The organism is Faecalimonas hominis (genome assembly GCF_054660755.1).
Genome location: NZ_BAAHSH010000003.1, coordinates 24,584 through 40,270 on the forward strand (window position 1 = coordinate 24,584; position 15,687 = coordinate 40,270).

General features: G+C 37.9%; 14 protein-coding genes and 1 other annotated feature (1 of these 15 running past the window's edge). Of the genes, 4 read left to right on the forward strand and 10 right to left on the reverse strand.

Annotated elements, in window-relative coordinates; all coding sequences use genetic code 11:
* Positions 1–34 (reverse strand) — a binding site (T-box leader) (it extends 183 nt beyond the left edge of the window).
* Between the two features lie 195 nt (positions 35–229).
* From ACYQ35_RS00420 to ACYQ35_RS00440, 5 genes are all read right to left on the reverse strand, one after another.
* Positions 230–1,120 carry an Rpn family recombination-promoting nuclease/putative transposase gene (locus tag ACYQ35_RS00420; protein ID WP_009462465.1) on the reverse strand — a complete coding sequence of 297 codons (891 nt, stop codon included), beginning with the start codon at positions 1,118–1,120 and terminating at the stop codon, positions 230–232.
* Positions 1,121–1,192: 72 nt separating this feature from the next.
* Complete coding sequence (locus ACYQ35_RS00425; RefSeq protein ID WP_009462467.1) at positions 1,193–1,846, reverse strand: RluA family pseudouridine synthase; 654 nt, start codon at positions 1,844–1,846, stop codon at positions 1,193–1,195.
* A 99-nt stretch (positions 1,847–1,945) separates the two neighbouring features.
* Positions 1,946–2,230, reverse strand: a complete 285-nt coding sequence (gene spoVG / locus ACYQ35_RS00430; protein WP_009462469.1) for a septation regulator SpoVG — start codon at positions 2,228–2,230, stop codon at positions 1,946–1,948.
* 17 nt (positions 2,231–2,247) lie between these two features.
* Positions 2,248–3,366: a glucose-1-phosphate adenylyltransferase subunit GlgD gene (gene glgD / locus ACYQ35_RS00435; RefSeq protein WP_009462471.1), complete on the reverse strand. Its 1,119-nt coding sequence runs from the start codon at positions 3,364–3,366 to the stop codon at positions 2,248–2,250.
* Positions 3,367–3,368: 2 nt separating this feature from the next.
* A complete protein-coding gene (locus ACYQ35_RS00440; protein WP_009462472.1) occupies positions 3,369–4,640 on the reverse strand; it encodes a glucose-1-phosphate adenylyltransferase in 1,272 nt (423 codons plus the stop codon).
* Between the two features lie 215 nt (positions 4,641–4,855).
* Between ACYQ35_RS00440 and murC the strand changes: the two genes are divergently transcribed.
* The 4 genes from murC (at position 4,856) to ACYQ35_RS00460 (ending at position 9,625) form a co-directional block, all read left to right on the forward strand.
* Entirely contained in the window at positions 4,856–6,241 is a 1,386-nt protein-coding gene (gene murC / locus ACYQ35_RS00445; RefSeq protein ID WP_459829066.1) for a UDP-N-acetylmuramate--L-alanine ligase, read from the forward strand.
* Positions 6,242–6,380: 139 nt separating this feature from the next.
* Positions 6,381–7,430 carry a DnaD domain protein gene (locus tag ACYQ35_RS00450; protein ID WP_459829068.1) on the forward strand — a complete coding sequence of 350 codons (1,050 nt, stop codon included), beginning with the start codon at positions 6,381–6,383 and terminating at the stop codon, positions 7,428–7,430.
* Between the two features lie 15 nt (positions 7,431–7,445).
* The gene (locus ACYQ35_RS00455) at positions 7,446–8,441 is read left to right on the forward strand and encodes an ATP-binding protein (RefSeq protein ID WP_009462476.1); all 996 of its coding nucleotides are present in this window, start codon (positions 7,446–7,448) and stop codon (positions 8,439–8,441) included.
* Positions 8,441–9,625, forward strand: coding sequence for a ribose-phosphate pyrophosphokinase (locus ACYQ35_RS00460; RefSeq protein ID WP_009462477.1), 1,185 nt, complete (start codon positions 8,441–8,443; stop codon positions 9,623–9,625). The genes ACYQ35_RS00455 and ACYQ35_RS00460 overlap by 1 nt, the downstream gene beginning before the upstream one ends.
* On the opposite strand, the gene ACYQ35_RS00465 is transcribed toward ACYQ35_RS00460, so the two are convergent.
* The 5 genes from ACYQ35_RS00465 to asnS form a co-directional block, all read right to left on the reverse strand.
* Positions 9,622–11,106, reverse strand: a complete 1,485-nt coding sequence (locus tag ACYQ35_RS00465; protein WP_459829072.1) for an ATP-binding protein — start codon at positions 11,104–11,106, stop codon at positions 9,622–9,624. The genes ACYQ35_RS00460 and ACYQ35_RS00465 overlap by 4 nt on opposite strands.
* 6 nt (positions 11,107–11,112) lie before the next feature.
* Positions 11,113–12,168, reverse strand: coding sequence for a metallophosphoesterase family protein (locus tag ACYQ35_RS00470; protein WP_459829075.1), 1,056 nt, complete (start codon positions 12,166–12,168; stop codon positions 11,113–11,115).
* A complete protein-coding gene (locus ACYQ35_RS00475; RefSeq protein ID WP_009462480.1) occupies positions 12,104–13,294 on the reverse strand; it encodes a sensor histidine kinase in 1,191 nt (396 codons plus the stop codon). The genes ACYQ35_RS00470 and ACYQ35_RS00475 overlap by 65 nt, the downstream gene beginning before the upstream one ends.
* Positions 13,284–13,973 carry a VanR-ABDEGLN family response regulator transcription factor gene (gene vanR / locus ACYQ35_RS00480; protein ID WP_009462481.1) on the reverse strand — a complete coding sequence of 230 codons (690 nt, stop codon included), beginning with the start codon at positions 13,971–13,973 and terminating at the stop codon, positions 13,284–13,286. The genes ACYQ35_RS00475 and vanR overlap by 11 nt, the downstream gene beginning before the upstream one ends.
* 70 nt (positions 13,974–14,043) lie before the next feature.
* Positions 14,044–15,435 carry an asparagine--tRNA ligase gene (gene asnS, locus ACYQ35_RS00485; RefSeq protein ID WP_459829079.1) on the reverse strand — a complete coding sequence of 464 codons (1,392 nt, stop codon included), beginning with the start codon at positions 15,433–15,435 and terminating at the stop codon, positions 14,044–14,046.
* Between the last annotated feature and the right edge of the window lie 252 nt (positions 15,436–15,687).

Genomic DNA, 15,687 nt, shown 5'->3' on the forward strand with positions numbered 1-15,687 from the left:
TTCTATATATACTAATCCTTTTCATCGCCAATCTGTATAACTATCCGTAATTTTACGGGAAATGCACATCTTTGTCAAGTCCGTAACCTGAAAGTATAGTTATATTATAGAATTCCTCCGCTTTCTCATTGAATATCTGCCTGAACCGGCATTGATTTGTTTACTTATAACCGCAAACCCTTACGCTCGGATTTGCGGTAAATAGATTTGAATTTTTAGAAGAGATTATTTACATTTTAGAAATAAATTCATCTAATGATTTTACCTCACTTGCAATCCGTATCCAGTATTTTAAAATTTCTTCGTCCTCTTCTTCAGAAATTTTGTTCTGAAGTTCTTTTGGAAGTATATCAAATTTAGATAAAAACATTTTCAAAATCTCAGACATTCCCAAGTTTCTTCCCTCAGAAATGCCTTCGTTACGTCCCTGTTCCAATCCTTCTTTCCTTCCAACTTCTCTTTCATCTTTCAGCAATTCTTCAAAAAGCATATATTTTTCCTCCATTTCCCTATTCTGTTTAATATGCTTCACAAATTCCTGTATTTTCCTTACATATTCATCTTCAAAGTCATTTTGACTTTCCTTTAAATCTGCTTTTACAAATTTTAAGAAACGCACAAGTTCTTTCGGGACTTCCGCGTCGTTCTCACCTTTTGTACTTAGAAATACGATATTTCTTTTATCCTGTAATTCAACCGTCTTAATTTCTGTACATTCCATCGCAAAAGTATATTTATATTTCTTTTCGCCAAACGGATCAAAATCACAAATAAAAATAACATAACTATTCGGAAGTTCGGAATATTCACACCCCGACAATAACATCTCCATATCCATCTGACTCTGATAATATCTGCTTCTCAATCCCAAAGCACTTTGAGAAGACACCTGCATTTCTACATTATAACGTGTATTATTTTCGTCTTTTGCATATACGTCCAAACGCACGCCTTTATATTCCGGGTGATAGACAATATTTTTCTCCGTACAGACTTCTACATGGTCGATTTTTATCTGTAACGCTCTCTCCAAAAAGCCTTTGCAGTTTTCCTTATCTAACATGACTGCCGCAAACATAAAATTATCTTTAATTGTAAGGTTCTTTAATTGTTTCTTCATTCAGTTTCCTCCGTTTGCAGAGGAATTCTATAAGTTATATTATATCAGAGTTCCTTAAAAAACGCTATATAATTACTCCAACTCAAATACCATTTCCTTCTTTGTCTTTGGGTGTACAAACCGCAGCCTGTACGCACAGAGGGCAATCTTATCCCACTTCTCCTGCTCATAATTGCCCGCATTGTATTTCGCATCACCCATAATTCCACAACCAATATTTGACAACTGTACTCTTATCTGGTGGTGTCTGCCTGTTTCCAGACAAATATGTAACACCGCTGTCCCGTCGCCTTGTTCTTCCGTCACTTTGTAGTGTAATACTGCTTTTTTTGCTCCCATTTCATTTTCACCGCATACGCGAGAAGTATTGGAACGCTTATCTTTTACCATATAGTTGACAAGTGTTCCCTCCTGCTGCTGCGGAGTTTTGCAGACAACCGCCCTATATTCCTTTCCAAATCCTTTTTGCTGCAACTGTCTGCTTAACTCTTTTGCCGCAAAAGGTGTTTTTGCAAATACAAGCAGCCCTTCTACCATTTGGTCCAGGCGATGTATAACGGCAAGATACGGTTCCTGTTTTTTTGACGACTGCTGATGTAAATAGTTTTTCAGCAGGCTCACCATATCTTTTTCCCCGATTCGGCTTGTCTGAGTCGCTATTTTAGGTAGTTTATGACAGACAAGCAAATGTTCATCTTCGTACACAATGTAATCTTTTATATCCATTCCTGCTTCCTTTCATTTTTTATCTATTATACACAATTTACATAAAAAAGTGTCACAAAATCTCTTTTCGATTCCGTGACACTTTCTCCCTGCTAAACTTTATACAACTTCTTCAACTTCAGGTTCTTCCTGTAATACCTCTTCATATTTTGCTAAAATTGTACTCTGTATCCTGTCTCTTGTTTCCGAATTAATTGGGTGTGCAATATCTCTGTATTCCCCATCTAATGATTTCTTACTTGGCATTGCGATAAATAATCCTTTTTCTCCCTCAATTACTTTGATATCATGTACTACAAATTCTTCGTCCATGGTAATTGACACTACCGCTTTTAATTTTCCTTCTTTTGCTACCTTTCTTACTCGTACATCTGTAATCTGCATATCTTTGGCCTCCTTAATTATAATGTATATCTATCATTTTTTTCTACTACAACTTTCACTCCGTCCTCACCGATATAGCGGGTATTGGCTCGAATCGTATCTCTGCTTTCCACAATACAGTTTTCAATATATGTATTATCCCCAAGATACACATCATTCAGAATGATTGAGTTTTTAATAATACAGTTATTTCCAACAAATACTTTTTTAAATAGAATGGAATTTTCAACTGTACCATTGATAATAGTTCCACTTGCTACCAAACTGTTTTTCACAACTGCCCCCGGATTATATTTTGCCGGCGGCAAATCACTTACTTTAGAATATACTCTCGGCAATTCATGGAAGAAATACTCTCTTATCTCAGGTTTCAGGAAATCCATATTCGTCTTGTAATAAGCATCTACCGTCGAAATATTGCTCCAATAATTTTTAATCTTATATCCGTAAATCTTCTTCACATTCTTATAGCGAATTAAAATGTCGGTTACAAAATCATAGTTCTCTTCCTCTGCCGCTTTTTCAATCAAATCAATCAACTGTCTTCTGCGAAGTACATAGATTCCCGTTGAAATCGTTCTTGATTTTGCCAGCATCGGCTTCTCCTCAAACTCTTCAATCAGGCTGTCTTCATTCATCTTGATTGTTCCATAACGTCTCGGATTATCACCCGGCTCCAAGTCTTTGCATACAACCGTAATATCTGCCTGTTTTTTAATGTGATATTCCAAAACTTCGTTATAGTCTAACTTATAAACTGCATCTGCTGAAGTAATGATGACATATGGTTCATGTGATTTCTTTAAGAAATCAAGGTTCTGATAGATTGCGTCCGCTGTTCCTCTATACCAGTATCCGTTGTTCTTTGTAATGGTAGGAGTAAATACATACAGACCGCCCTGTTTTCTTCCGAAATTCCACCATTTTGACGAATTCATATGCTCATTTAAAGACCTTGCATTATACTGTGTCAACACTGCCACCTTCTGTATGTTGGAATTTGTCATATTGCTCAATGCAAAGTCAATACATCTGTAACTTCCCGCAACAGGCATTGCCGCAACCGCACGTTTATTCGTCAGTTCTTTCATTCTGTTATTGTTACCACCTGCTAAAATAATACCTACTGCTCTCATAACTATCTCTCACCTGCCTTTATTAATGTTTCACCACTTTCAAGCACTCCACCTATGTAATCTTCTTTTGATGTCACACCACTAATGGCGGTATTTTTCCCAATCTGCACACCGGACGGAATTACGCTCTTTTCTCCTATTGTTGTCAATCCCGAATTATAAATATCCGGTCTCATTTTATTCGGTATATCACTTCCGATTCCAATTGTGACATTGTCGCCGACTTTAACGTTTTCAGCAATGATCGCCTTATCCACTACACAGTTTTCGCCAATTTCCGTTTCATTCATAATAATGGAATCCCTGATAATTGCTCCTTTTCCAATTCGTACTCTTGAGCCGAGAATGGAATTATGTACTTCACCGTAAATACTTGCCCCGTTACAGATAATACTTCTCTCTATGACGGACTGCTCTGAGACATAGTTTGGCGGAAGCACTCCGGAATTCGTATAAATTTTCCAAAACTCTTCATACAGATTAAACTCAGGAATAATATCAATCAATTCCATATTTGCTTCCCAATATGAACTTAATGTTCCTACGTCCTTCCAATATCCATTATATTCATAAGCAAATAATCTCTGATTTTTACTGTGGCAGTATGGAATAATGTGTTTTCCAAAGTCACAGTTTGGCTGGCTTGACAGTTCCTGCAATGCCTCTTTTAATACAGGCCAGCTGAATATGTAAATTCCCATAGAAGCAAGATTACTTCTAGGCTGTGCCGGTTTCTCTTCAAAATCTTCGATTTTACCTTCATCGTCCGTAATTACAATTCCAAAACGGCTCGCTTCCTCCAGAGGTACAGGCATCGCCGCTATCGTAACATCCGCATTATTCTCTTTATGAAAATCTAACATCACTTCATAATCCATCTTATATATGTGGTCTCCGGATAAAATCAATACATAGTCCGGATTGTATGCACTCATATAATCTAAATTTTGATAAATGGCGTTTGCCGTTCCCGTATACCATTCACTGCTTGTACTCTTTTCATACGGCGGCAGTACGGTTACTCCTCCCACATTGCGGTCTAAATCCCACGGTATTCCGATTCCGATGTGCGTGTTTAGTCTTAATGGCTGATATTGTGTCAATACTCCTACCGTATCAATTCCGGAGTTGATACAGTTGCTCAGCGGAAAATCAATAATTCTGTATTTCCCGCCAAATGAGACGGCCGGCTTCGCTACTTTTGCAGTCAGAACTCCAAGTCTGCTGCCTTGTCCACCTGCTAAAAGCATTGCTATCATTTCTTTTTTTATCATGTCATCGCCCCTTCCAGTAATAATAATCTTATTATAGCATACACAAACCCATTCGTGAACAATATTTACAGATTCTTTTCTTCTTTTTTTCTTTTTTCATACAAAACTCACAAAAAGAAATGGCTTGGCATTTTATCCTACAATAGTTATAATATAAGGGTAGACTATAAAATATGTTTAAAAATGAAAAAAAAGAAAAATAGGGGAGCATATTTATGTATAAAATTGATTTTAAGAAGCCAATCCATGTACATTTTATCGGCATCGGCGGAATTAGTATGAGCGGTTTGGCTGAAATTTTATTAAAAGAAGGATTTACCGTTTCAGGTTCCGATAATAAAGAATCTGCTCTGACCGACCATCTCGCGGGAAAAGGCGCAACAATTTTTTACGGTCAGAAAGCATCTAATATTATAGATGGAATTGATGTTGTCGTTTATACGGCTGCCATTCACGAAGATAATGAAGAATTTGCGGAAGCCGTGCGCCAAAACATTCCAATGCTATCCCGAGCCGAACTTCTCGGGCAGTTGATGACAAACTATGAATGTCCAATCGCTGTTTCGGGAACACACGGAAAAACAACAACAACTTCCATGTTATCCCACGTTCTCTTAGAGGGTGAAAAGGATCCTACCATTTCCGTAGGAGGTATTCTAAAAGCAATCAACGGAAATATCCGTGTCGGTAATTCAGGCGTTTTCGTTACGGAGGCATGCGAATACACAAACAGTTTCCTGCATTTTCTTCCGAAAATCAGCATTATTTTAAACGTGGAAGAGGACCATATGGACTTTTTCAAAGATATTGATGACATTCGTCAGTCTTTCCACCGTTTCGCACAGTTACTCCCTCAAAATGAAGAAGGCACATTAATTATTAACGGGGAAATCGAGAAAATCGAAGCCATCACAGACGGTCTGACCTGTCGTATACTTACTTATGGCCTTCACGGTGATTATGACTACAGCGCAAAAAATATCAGTTACAACGAAACAGGCTGTACTTCTTTTGATTTCTACCGTTTTGGAGAGTTTGCAGACCGCATCTCTCTTTCCGTGACAGGGGAACACAATGTGTCCAATGCGCTTTCTGCCATTGCAGTAGGTGAACTCACTAATGTACCATTGGAATCCATCAAGAAGGGACTTCTGTCTTTCTCGGGAACGGACAGACGTTTTGAATATAAAGGAGAGTTGAACGGATTTACAATTATTGATGATTACGCACATCACCCGACAGAAATTACGGCGACACTTTCTTCTGTAAAACATTACCCGCACAGAGAAACCTGGTGTATTTTCCAGCCCCACACCTACACGAGAACGAAAGCATTTTTCCACGAATTTGCGGAGGCGCTTTCTCTTGCTGATCATGTTCTTCTCGTCGACATTTATGCGGCAAGGGAGACCGACACTTTAGGTATGTCCTCGGAACTTCTCGCAGAAGAAATTAAAAAATTGGGAACTGATGCACACTATTTTCCTGACTTTAAGTCTGTGGAAAACTTTGTTCTTAAACACTGTATCCACGATGATTTGTTGATAACTATGGGTGCGGGAGACGTTGTAAACATTGGAGAATCGTTACTTTCCACATAGTTATCCACATTATCCACAATTTTTTTATCCACAAAAAAGCCAAGTTTTCCACCGAAAAGTTCTTTGTCCTATGCAGATATAGTGTTATAATACGCATACGAACGAAGAAGAACTTACTTTTTGAAGGGGTAAAGATACAATGAAAGCATTAAAATTACACAATCATCTTCAGATGAATTCCACATGGATTGAGAATAATTTTATAGACAATTATATGGCACAGGCAAACGGGGAGTATGTGAAGGTATATTTATTTTTACTTCGCCATTTGCAGAATCCTTGCACTACCATGACAATCTCTACCATTGCTGATTGTCTTGAAAATACGGAGAAAGATATTTTGCGTGCTTTGAAATATTGGGAAAAAGAGGGACTCATTTCTCTTACTTATGATTCCTCCAATGAAATTGACGGCATCAGTATGGGCGGAAATCATGAAGATGTCCATGAGAAAGTTATCGTGGAAGAACCTGAACCGATTGTTGAATCTTCCCCTGTCATTCAGGAAGAATTAGCAGAGGAGAAACCTGTGGCAAAGGCTTCCAGCATTGAACAGTTTAAAAACCGCAAAGAATTGAAGTCTTTGCTTTTCATTGCTGAGCAGTATCTTGGAAAAACTTTGTCCGGCACGGACATTGAAGCCATTACATATTTTTATGACACCTTGCATTTTTCTGCAGATTTAGTAGAATACTTAATTGAATATTGTGTGGAGAACGGTCATAAGAGTATTCATTACATTCAGAAAGTGGCTCTTGCCTGGTCAGAAGAACATATTACTACGGTGGAGCAGGCTAGAAACAGTTCAAAATTTTATAACAAAAACTGCTATTCTATCTTGAACGCTTTCGGAATTAAAGGGCGTGCCGCTGCCACACCGGAACTGGCATATATTAAGAAGTGGACGGAAGAATACGGATTTAGTTTAGATTTAATTATCGAGGCATGCAACCGCACAATGGCTAAATTGCATCAGCCGAGTTTTGAATATACAGATTCTATTTTGAAGAAATGGATTGCATCAAACGTGCATCATCTTTCTGATTTGCAGCGTTTGGATTCTGCTCACCGCCAGACTGTTGTCCGCAGAAGAGCAGAGACAAAACCTGTGATAAAGAATAAATTTAATAACTTTGAAGGTCGTACGTATGATTACGACTCTTTAGAAAAACAACTTTTAAGCCAATAAAAGAAGGAGAGTATCGTGGCATTAAGAAACGCTCAACATGATATGATTATGCGTAACTATGAGCAGAAACAGTTGCGCAGTCAGAATATTTTGACGCAACGCTATAATGAAATTTATGAAAAGATTCCCAAGTTCAAAGAACTTGAGGATTCTATTTCTATGCTTGGGGTTAAATACGCCCGCAAGTTACTTGACGGTGATTCCCGCGCCTTAGAAGAATTTCGCGTAAAACTGAATTCTCTTTGTCAGGAAAAGACAGATTTACTTACCCAAAGCGGCTATCCCGAAGATTATCTTGAACCGGTATATGAATGTCCTTTGTGTAAGGATACCGGATATATTGGCAATGAAAAGTGTATTTGCTTTAAACAGGCAGCTATTGATCTGTTGTATACACAATCCAATCTGAAAGAAATTCTGAAAAAGGAAAATTTTGATACCTTTTCTTTTGATTACTATTCCGATAATTTTGTCGATGCAAAAAGCGGTCTTTCATCATCAGCCGCTATCAGAAAGGCACATCAGACCTGCCTTGATTTTGTGAATAGATTTGGAGAAGATTTTGAAAACCTGTTTCTCTATGGAGATACCGGAGTTGGCAAGACTTTCTTATCCAACTGCATCGCAAAAGAACTCATTGATAAATCTTATTCCGTAATTTATTTTACCGCATTTGAACTCTTTAACATTTTCGAAAAGAGTAAATTCGGAAGAGATGAAACCGCCGAAGTGATGAACTCTCATATCTTCGACTGTGATTTGTTAATTATTGATGATTTAGGAACTGAATTATCCAATTCATTTACTACTTCACAATTATTTTTATGCCTGAATGAACGCCTGCTGAAAAAGAAATCCACAATTATTTCTACAAATCTTGCACTGGAAACTTTTTCGGATTATTATTCACAGCGCACATTCTCCCGCATCACAAGTAACTATAAACTTTTAAAACTCATAGGCGATGACATTCGCCTGAAAAAGAAACTAATGAATATGGAGGCAAACTAATGTTACACCGAAAAGAACGCAACTTAGAAAATATCCCTGTAGGAGCACTTGGCATTATCGCCGTTGACGGCTGCCAGGAGTTAGGAAATAAGGTAAATGACTATCTTGTAAAATGGCGTAATGAAAGCACAAAAGATTTCTCTGCATCTGAAGTTTTCACGGGATACAAAAAAGATTCTTACCTTATCGACGCCAAAGTACCACGTTTTGGCTCAGGAGAAGCTAAAGGTATTATCAACGAATCCGTAAGAGGTAAAGACCTTTATCTTATGGTTGACGTATGCAATTACAGTTTAACTTACTCACTTTCAGGTCACACAAATCATATGTCACCTGATGACCATTTCCAGAATTTAAAGAGAATTATCGCTGCTATTGGTGGTAAAGGACGTAGAATTAACGTTATCATGCCGTTCTTATACGAAAGCCGCCAGCATAAGAGAAGCAGCCGCGAATCTCTGGACTGTGCTCTTGCTCTGCAGGAACTTGTTCATATGGGCGTAGACAACATCATTACTTTCGATGCTCACGATCCTCGTGTACAGAATGCAATTCCGCTTAGCGGATTTGAGACAATCCGCCCGACTTACCAGTTTATCAAAGGACTTCTCCGCGCAGTGCCTGATTTACAGATTGACAGCAAACATATGATGGCAATCAGCCCTGACGAAGGCGGTACAAGCCGTGCAGTATACCTTGCCAACGTTCTTGGTCTTGATATGGGTATGTTCTACAAACGCCGTGACTACACGCAGATTATAGACGGACGTAACCCAATCGTTGCTCATGAATTTTTAGGTTCTGACGTAGAGGGAAAAGACGTTATTATCATTGACGATATGATTTCTTCCGGAGACAGTATCATTGACGTTGCAACTGAATTAAAAAGAAGAAAAGCAAAACGTATTTTTGCAGCTGCGACATTTGGTTTATTTACAAACGGTCTTGCAAAATTTGATAAAGCATATGAGGACGGTATTATTCATGGTATCTTAACAACAAACTTAATTTACCAGACACCTGAATTATTGAGTAAACCATATTATATCAACTGTGATATGAGCAAATATATCGCTTTAATCATCGACACATTAAATCATGACGGTTCTCTCAGTTCAATCTTAAGCCCGAACGAACGTATTCAGCACATTGTTGAAAAATATCGCAACGGAGAACGCATCTAAAACTGATAATATGTATATGGAATTTCCATTTTCTTCAACAACTCTTCTTCTCGTTTCTGACATGTAAAAAGTAATACCTGCTTTTTATTTTCCGCCAGCCATTTCAACGTATACTGTAATCTCTTTTCATCATAAAAGGCAAATGTTTCATCTAAAATCACCGGAAATTCTTCTTCATTCATAATTTCCACGGACGCCATACGGAGTGCAAAATAAATTTGCTCTATCGTTCCCCTGCTCACTCTCTCAAGCGGAATTTTTCTTTCCTTCGTCAAAAGGCTTATTTTAAGATTGTCCTCCACAAATAAGCGTGTATATTTTCCGCCTGTTATCCGGCTGATAATCTCTGATGTCCTTTCATTTAATGCCTGTCCGAGACTTTTCTGCATATGTCTGGAAACTTCAATCAATTTTGCAGATGCAAGGTCAAGCGCCTCTTTTTTCCGTTTCCAGTCTTTATGCTCCTCCTGTTCTTCCTGAAGTTCTTCCAACTGCTCTTCCAGATTGCTGTGCTGCACCTGTTTCTCTTTCAACTCCTCAAAAACATGATTTCTTTCCCACCGCAATTTTCGTATGGCATTCTCATTTTCAATGCACTCTTCCTTTTTTCTGCCCTCTTTTGTTCTGTTCCAAACGTAAATGCCTTCAGCCAATGCGCCTACAATAACGATGAGATAATTCCACGGGCGGGGAATCAAAACAAAAATTGCAAAGAGTACGGCAAACATTCCCAACACTTCTATCGGGTGAACTCTCCATTTCGGCTTTTCTGAAGTCTTCTTTTCCTGAAGTTCTTTTACCCGTATTTCCTCATCAACGGCCTCCAACTTCTGCTCAATCTTGTGAATATCTCTCCAGACATACGAAGATTCCAACGCAATTTCTTCTCTTCTCCTGTCCTCTTTCATCAATTCTTCCTTGAATTGTTTTTCCACTTCTTTCTTCTTGTTATTCAGATATTTTAGCGCCTCTTCCAGGTGCATTTCACCGTCCCCGGTTGTGTAATAGTTTGTCGCGTAATCCTGAAGTCTGTTTGCCAGACTCTGCTCTGTCTTTACTTTCAGTTGTCCGATTGAAACTGTATTTTCAAAGGCATCTTGCGTAAGCCCGTCCAAAAGAACCTGCAGGTCACCCTGTTCAACAGACAATTCTTCCCCGTCATCTTCACAAATCAATGTGACACTTTTTGAATATTTATCAAAATTTCTTTCCAAACGAAAGTTTCTGTTTCCACAAGAAAAGCGCAGTATTCCGGAATAAAAATTGGGATTCTCCCACGGCTCATACTGACTAAATTCATCGTTTAAAGACGCACGTCCTCTTCCCCTTTCCAAACCAAAAAGCATACTTTTGATAAACGTATACAATGTTGTTTTTCCCGACTCATTTTCGCCATATATCACATTTATTCCTTCAGTAAATTCCCACGATTTTCCTGAAAACTTTCCGAAATTCTTTATAATTGTTTCCAGTAACTTCATTCCCTGTTATCCCTTCTTCGTTTCTAAAAGTGCCTCTACACCTTCATAAAGAGCCATATATTCCAAACTGTCTGACTCGCAATCACCTATACTCTCAATATATTTTCCAAGCAGATTATCTTTATTTTTTTCTTTTAACTTTTCAAATCGGTATGCCGGTTTCGTCTCATCTACAATTTCCAATATATTGCCAAATGGATCTGTATTGGAAACATCAAACTCTATGTCGGCATTTCTGAAACCACACAAAAGAATTTTATAAATATTTTTTATTCCTCTCTCCTCTATGCTATCCCGTATGATTTCCTTCAACTGCATATTTGTTACCGTATCGTCTATCTCCAGATGCATATGCACATATTCACGCATGGCAAACGGTACAAATTTTGTCTGAACTTTTCCGTCCTCTATCTCTCCTTCTATGTAGCCATGTAAACCGACATCATTTTTGTCAATAGGTTCCAGCGCTCCAGAGTAAACTATTTTGTTTTCTTCGATAGTAATCGGTTTATGAATATGTCCAAAAGCAATATAATCATATCCTAAAGAAATTAATTCATTTCTATTAATAGGTATATGCTTCTCATCTCCGCCGTGTGCCAAAAGAATTTCATTTTTTTGTTTCTTCCATGCTTTTGCTTTCGCATATTTTCTTTCTGTAATTTCCCTCTGATAATAACTGAAACCATATACTGCCGTTTCATGTTCTTTAAACTCTACACACCCTAAACGGTCACTTAAAAGTGGAAATACGTTCTTGCTCCAACGAAATGTCCTAGAATACGAATTCCACTTGATGTAATCATGGTTGCCCGCTATAAACACAACTTTCGTTTTTGTCAGTTTTGAAAATAAATAATCCACTTCTTTTAATTCTCGCAGCAATGGCTGTCGGTGAAACAAATCACCAGCTATAAGCAACAAATCTGTTTCTTTTTTCTCGCATATATCTATAATCTTTGCAAAACTTTCCCAGATTTCCTCTCCGCGGTTTGCACTATATTTTTTTCCTGCGTCTGCCTTTGCCCCCAAGTGTACGTCCGCTATGTGAATAAACTTCATCTTTTTCCCCTTTCGGTAAACTTACAATAAATTTTGTCTCTTCTTCATTACTTTCTGCACGAATTGTTCCCGAATGTAATTCTACAATCTCTTTTGCAATTGCCAATCCCAGTCCTGCCCCTCCGGTAGAACTTGAACGTGCATCATCTACACGATAAAACTTTTCAAATAGCCGGTCCAGTTTCTCCGGCGGAATCTGTTTTCCTTTATTTATAAATATAATTTCAACATTATCCCCAATATCTTTCGCCTGAATCTCGATAAGTGTATCCGGATAACAGTAGGTAACCGCATTTCTTAAAATATTATCAAATACTCTTGCCAATTTATCCGGATCCCCTTCTACAACCAGATTGTCTTCCATATACACTTTACAGATAAGATTTTTCTCACGCAAAACCCCATACAATTCATCTGCCAACTGCTCCAGCATCATACTCAAATTCAATTTCACTTTTTCCAACTCGATGTTTTGCAGATTAAATCTTGTAATCTCAAAAAATTCACTAATCAGTTCTCCTAGCCGTATTGCTTTCTCCAGCGAAATATGCGTGTATCTCGCACGTTCCTCCACCGACATATCAGGGTGAGAATCAAGCATACTCAAATATGCCACAATAGACGTCAACGGAGTTTTTAAATCGTGGGCGAGAAAAACAACCAAATCATTTTTTCTATTTTCCGCCTCGATTGCCTCCAATTCCTGCTTTTTAAGTGTTTCCTTAATTTTATTTAAACGTTTTTCAATCGGCCTTAACTCTGTAATTAAGTGTACCGGTTCTGTAGAATCAGAAATAATATTTTCAATTCCCGCCTCAATCTGATGCAGATATTTTGTCATTTGTGATAGCGCAATGTAAAAGAACAATGCAAATAGCGATAAAAATCCTACCATCATAAACAAATCTTTATTGTTCCCGATAAACTTCCAATACCACGCTATCGCCGTTTCCCGCTCTACGCCCATGTCCATCAAAACATCTACGAAAATCCTTCCAAAACTCTCATTATATACCCCATCAATGACATAGTCTAACAGGAACGCTCCCACTAAAACTGTCAATGCCGTTACGAACACGGTTTGTAATAAAACGCTCAACTTTAATTTGCGGTATTTATTCTTCAACTTTATATCCAACTCCCCATACGGTCTTAATGAAATCTGACTTACCTGTCGGCTCACTCATCTTCTCGCGCAAATGCCTTATATGAACCATTACAGTATTGTTACTGTTTTTATAGTATTGCTCTTTCCATACCGTTCTAAATAACTCTTCCGAACTGATAACTCTTCCCCTGTTTTCACAAAGCAGCCAGAGAATGTCAAATTCAATCGGCGTCAGCGTCAGTTCTTTATCATAATAGACACATTCGTGCGATGTTCTATTTAAAAACAGCGCTCCAAAATCTATAATATCCCCTTCATTTTTCCCAACGTCATTATACTGTGTGTAACGTCTAAGTTGTGCCTTTACCCTTGCAACAAGTTCAAGGGGATTAAACGGTTTAGGAATATAATCGTCCGCTCCTAAAGTCAACCCTGTTATTTTGTCCATGTATTCAATTTTCGCAGTGAGCATAATTACCGGAAATGTATATTTTTCCCGGATTCTTTTCAAGATTTCAAATCCGTCAATGTCAGGCAGCATCACGTCTAAAAGCGCCAAGTCAATTTTCGTGTTATCTATACAGTCGAGTGCTTCCTGCCCTGTATAAAATTTAAAAATGTGATACTGATCACTCTGTAGATATAATTCCACTACATCTGCTATTTCTCTTTCATCATCAACTACTAAAATATTCATACTCTTTTCCTCTTTTATTTTTATACAAAAGGGCGCGGAAATTCAAATTTCCCACGCCCCATTCTTCCTCTTAAAGTTCGCAGTTATTTACTGTTCTTGGGAACGGAAGAACGTCTCTGATGTTAGACATACCTGTCAAATACATTACGCAACGTTCAAATCCCAAACCAAATCCTGCGTGCCTTGTAGAACCATATTTTCTTAAATCTAAATAGAATTGATATTCTTCCGGTTTCAATCCCATTTCGTTCATACGAGCCAATAATTTCTCGTAATCGTCCTCTCTCTGGCTTCCACCGATGATTTCACCAATCCCCGGAACAAGACAGTCTACTGCTGCTACTGTTTTGTTGTCATCGTTCATTTTCATATAAAATGCTTTAATATCCTTCGGGTAATCTGTTACGAACACAGGACGTTTAAACACTTCTTCTGTAAGGTAACGTTCATGCTCTGTCTGTAAATCTGCTCCCCAAGATACTTTATAATCAAATTTATCGTTATTTTTGTCCAGTAATTCGATAGCCTCTGTATATGTCACACGGGCAAACTCTGAATTTGCCACGTTGTGTAAACGATCCAAAAGTCCTTTATCCACGAAAGAGTTAAAGAAGTTCATTTCTTCCGGTGCGTTTTCCAATACATAATTGATAATATATTTTAGCATCGCTTCTGCAAGCATCATGTTATCATCTAAATCTGCAAATGCAATTTCAGGTTCTACCATCCAGAACTCTGCCGCATGTCTTGTTGTGTTAGAGTTTTCCGCTCTAAATGTAGGACCAAATGTATAAATGTTGCGGAATGCCTGCGCATATGTTTCGCCATTCAACTGTCCGCTTACGGTCAGACTTGTTTCTTTGTTAAAGAAATCCTGACTGTAATCTACTGTTCCGTCTTCATTTTTCGGAAGATTTTCCATGTCTAATGTCGTTACTCTGAACATTTCCCCCGCACCTTCACAGTCACTTCCTGTGATAATTGGTGTGTGGACATATACAAATCCTCTTTCCTGGAAAAACTGATGAATCGCATATGCAATTAAGGAACGAACACGAAATACTGCCTGGAATGTATTTGTTCTCGGACGCAGATGTGCAATTGTTCTTAAATATTCAAAACTGTGACGCTTCTTCTGTAACGGGTAATCCGGTGCAGATGCTCCCTCCACAATAACTTCTGTTGCCTGAATTTCAAACGGCTGTTTTGCCTGTGGTGTTGCCACTAATGTACCTTTTACAATAATTGCCGCACCTACATTCAATTTGGAAATCTCCGCAAAATTTTCCATTGTATCATGATATACTACCTGTAATGTTTCAAAAAATGAACCATCATTTACAACGATAAATCCAAATGTTTTAGAATCACGAATACTTCTTACCCAACCGCCAACACTAATTTCTTTATCTAAATATTGTTCACGGTTCTTGTACAATTCTCTTACTGTTACTAATTCCATTTCCCCAACTCCTTTTTATATTTAATTATCCTTCCAGACAATTATTTTCATTATTCTTTATAGTATACCTTATTTTCCAATTTATCGCAATTGGGAATCTTAAGAAATAGCGATAGATGTGAAATCAACTACTACTTGCAGAATCTATTGAAATATGCTACACTATTACCCGTTGCAAAACCCGAAAAACAAGGTCTTAAGGGCAATTTAAACCGAGTGTTCGTGACCTTCCACTCGTAAAACAAAACTAAA

Excerpts from the sequence above, each read along its gene's own strand:
- ACYQ35_RS00420 (WP_009462465.1), bottom strand. The coding sequence starts at position 1,120 with ATGAAGAAACAATTAAAGAACCTTACAATTAAAGATAATTTTATGTTT.
- ACYQ35_RS00425 (WP_009462467.1), bottom strand. The coding sequence starts at position 1,846 with ATGGATATAAAAGATTACATTGTGTACGAAGATGAACATTTGCTTGTC.
- spoVG (WP_009462469.1), bottom strand. The coding sequence starts at position 2,230 with ATGCAGATTACAGATGTACGAGTAAGAAAGGTAGCAAAAGAAGGAAAA.
- glgD (WP_009462471.1), bottom strand. The coding sequence starts at position 3,366 with ATGAGAGCAGTAGGTATTATTTTAGCAGGTGGTAACAATAACAGAATG.
- ACYQ35_RS00440 (WP_009462472.1), bottom strand. The coding sequence starts at position 4,640 with ATGATAAAAAAAGAAATGATAGCAATGCTTTTAGCAGGTGGACAAGGC.
- murC (WP_459829066.1), top strand. The coding sequence starts at position 4,856 with ATGTATAAAATTGATTTTAAGAAGCCAATCCATGTACATTTTATCGGC.
- ACYQ35_RS00450 (WP_459829068.1), top strand. The coding sequence starts at position 6,381 with ATGAAAGCATTAAAATTACACAATCATCTTCAGATGAATTCCACATGG.
- ACYQ35_RS00460 (WP_009462477.1), top strand. The coding sequence starts at position 8,441 with ATGTTACACCGAAAAGAACGCAACTTAGAAAATATCCCTGTAGGAGCA.
- ACYQ35_RS00465 (WP_459829072.1), bottom strand. The coding sequence starts at position 11,106 with ATGAAGTTACTGGAAACAATTATAAAGAATTTCGGAAAGTTTTCAGGA.
- ACYQ35_RS00470 (WP_459829075.1), bottom strand. The coding sequence starts at position 12,168 with ATGAAGTTTATTCACATAGCGGACGTACACTTGGGGGCAAAGGCAGAC.
- vanR (WP_009462481.1), bottom strand. The coding sequence starts at position 13,973 with ATGAATATTTTAGTAGTTGATGATGAAAGAGAAATAGCAGATGTAGTG.
- asnS (WP_459829079.1), bottom strand. The coding sequence starts at position 15,435 with ATGGAATTAGTAACAGTAAGAGAATTGTACAAGAACCGTGAACAATAT.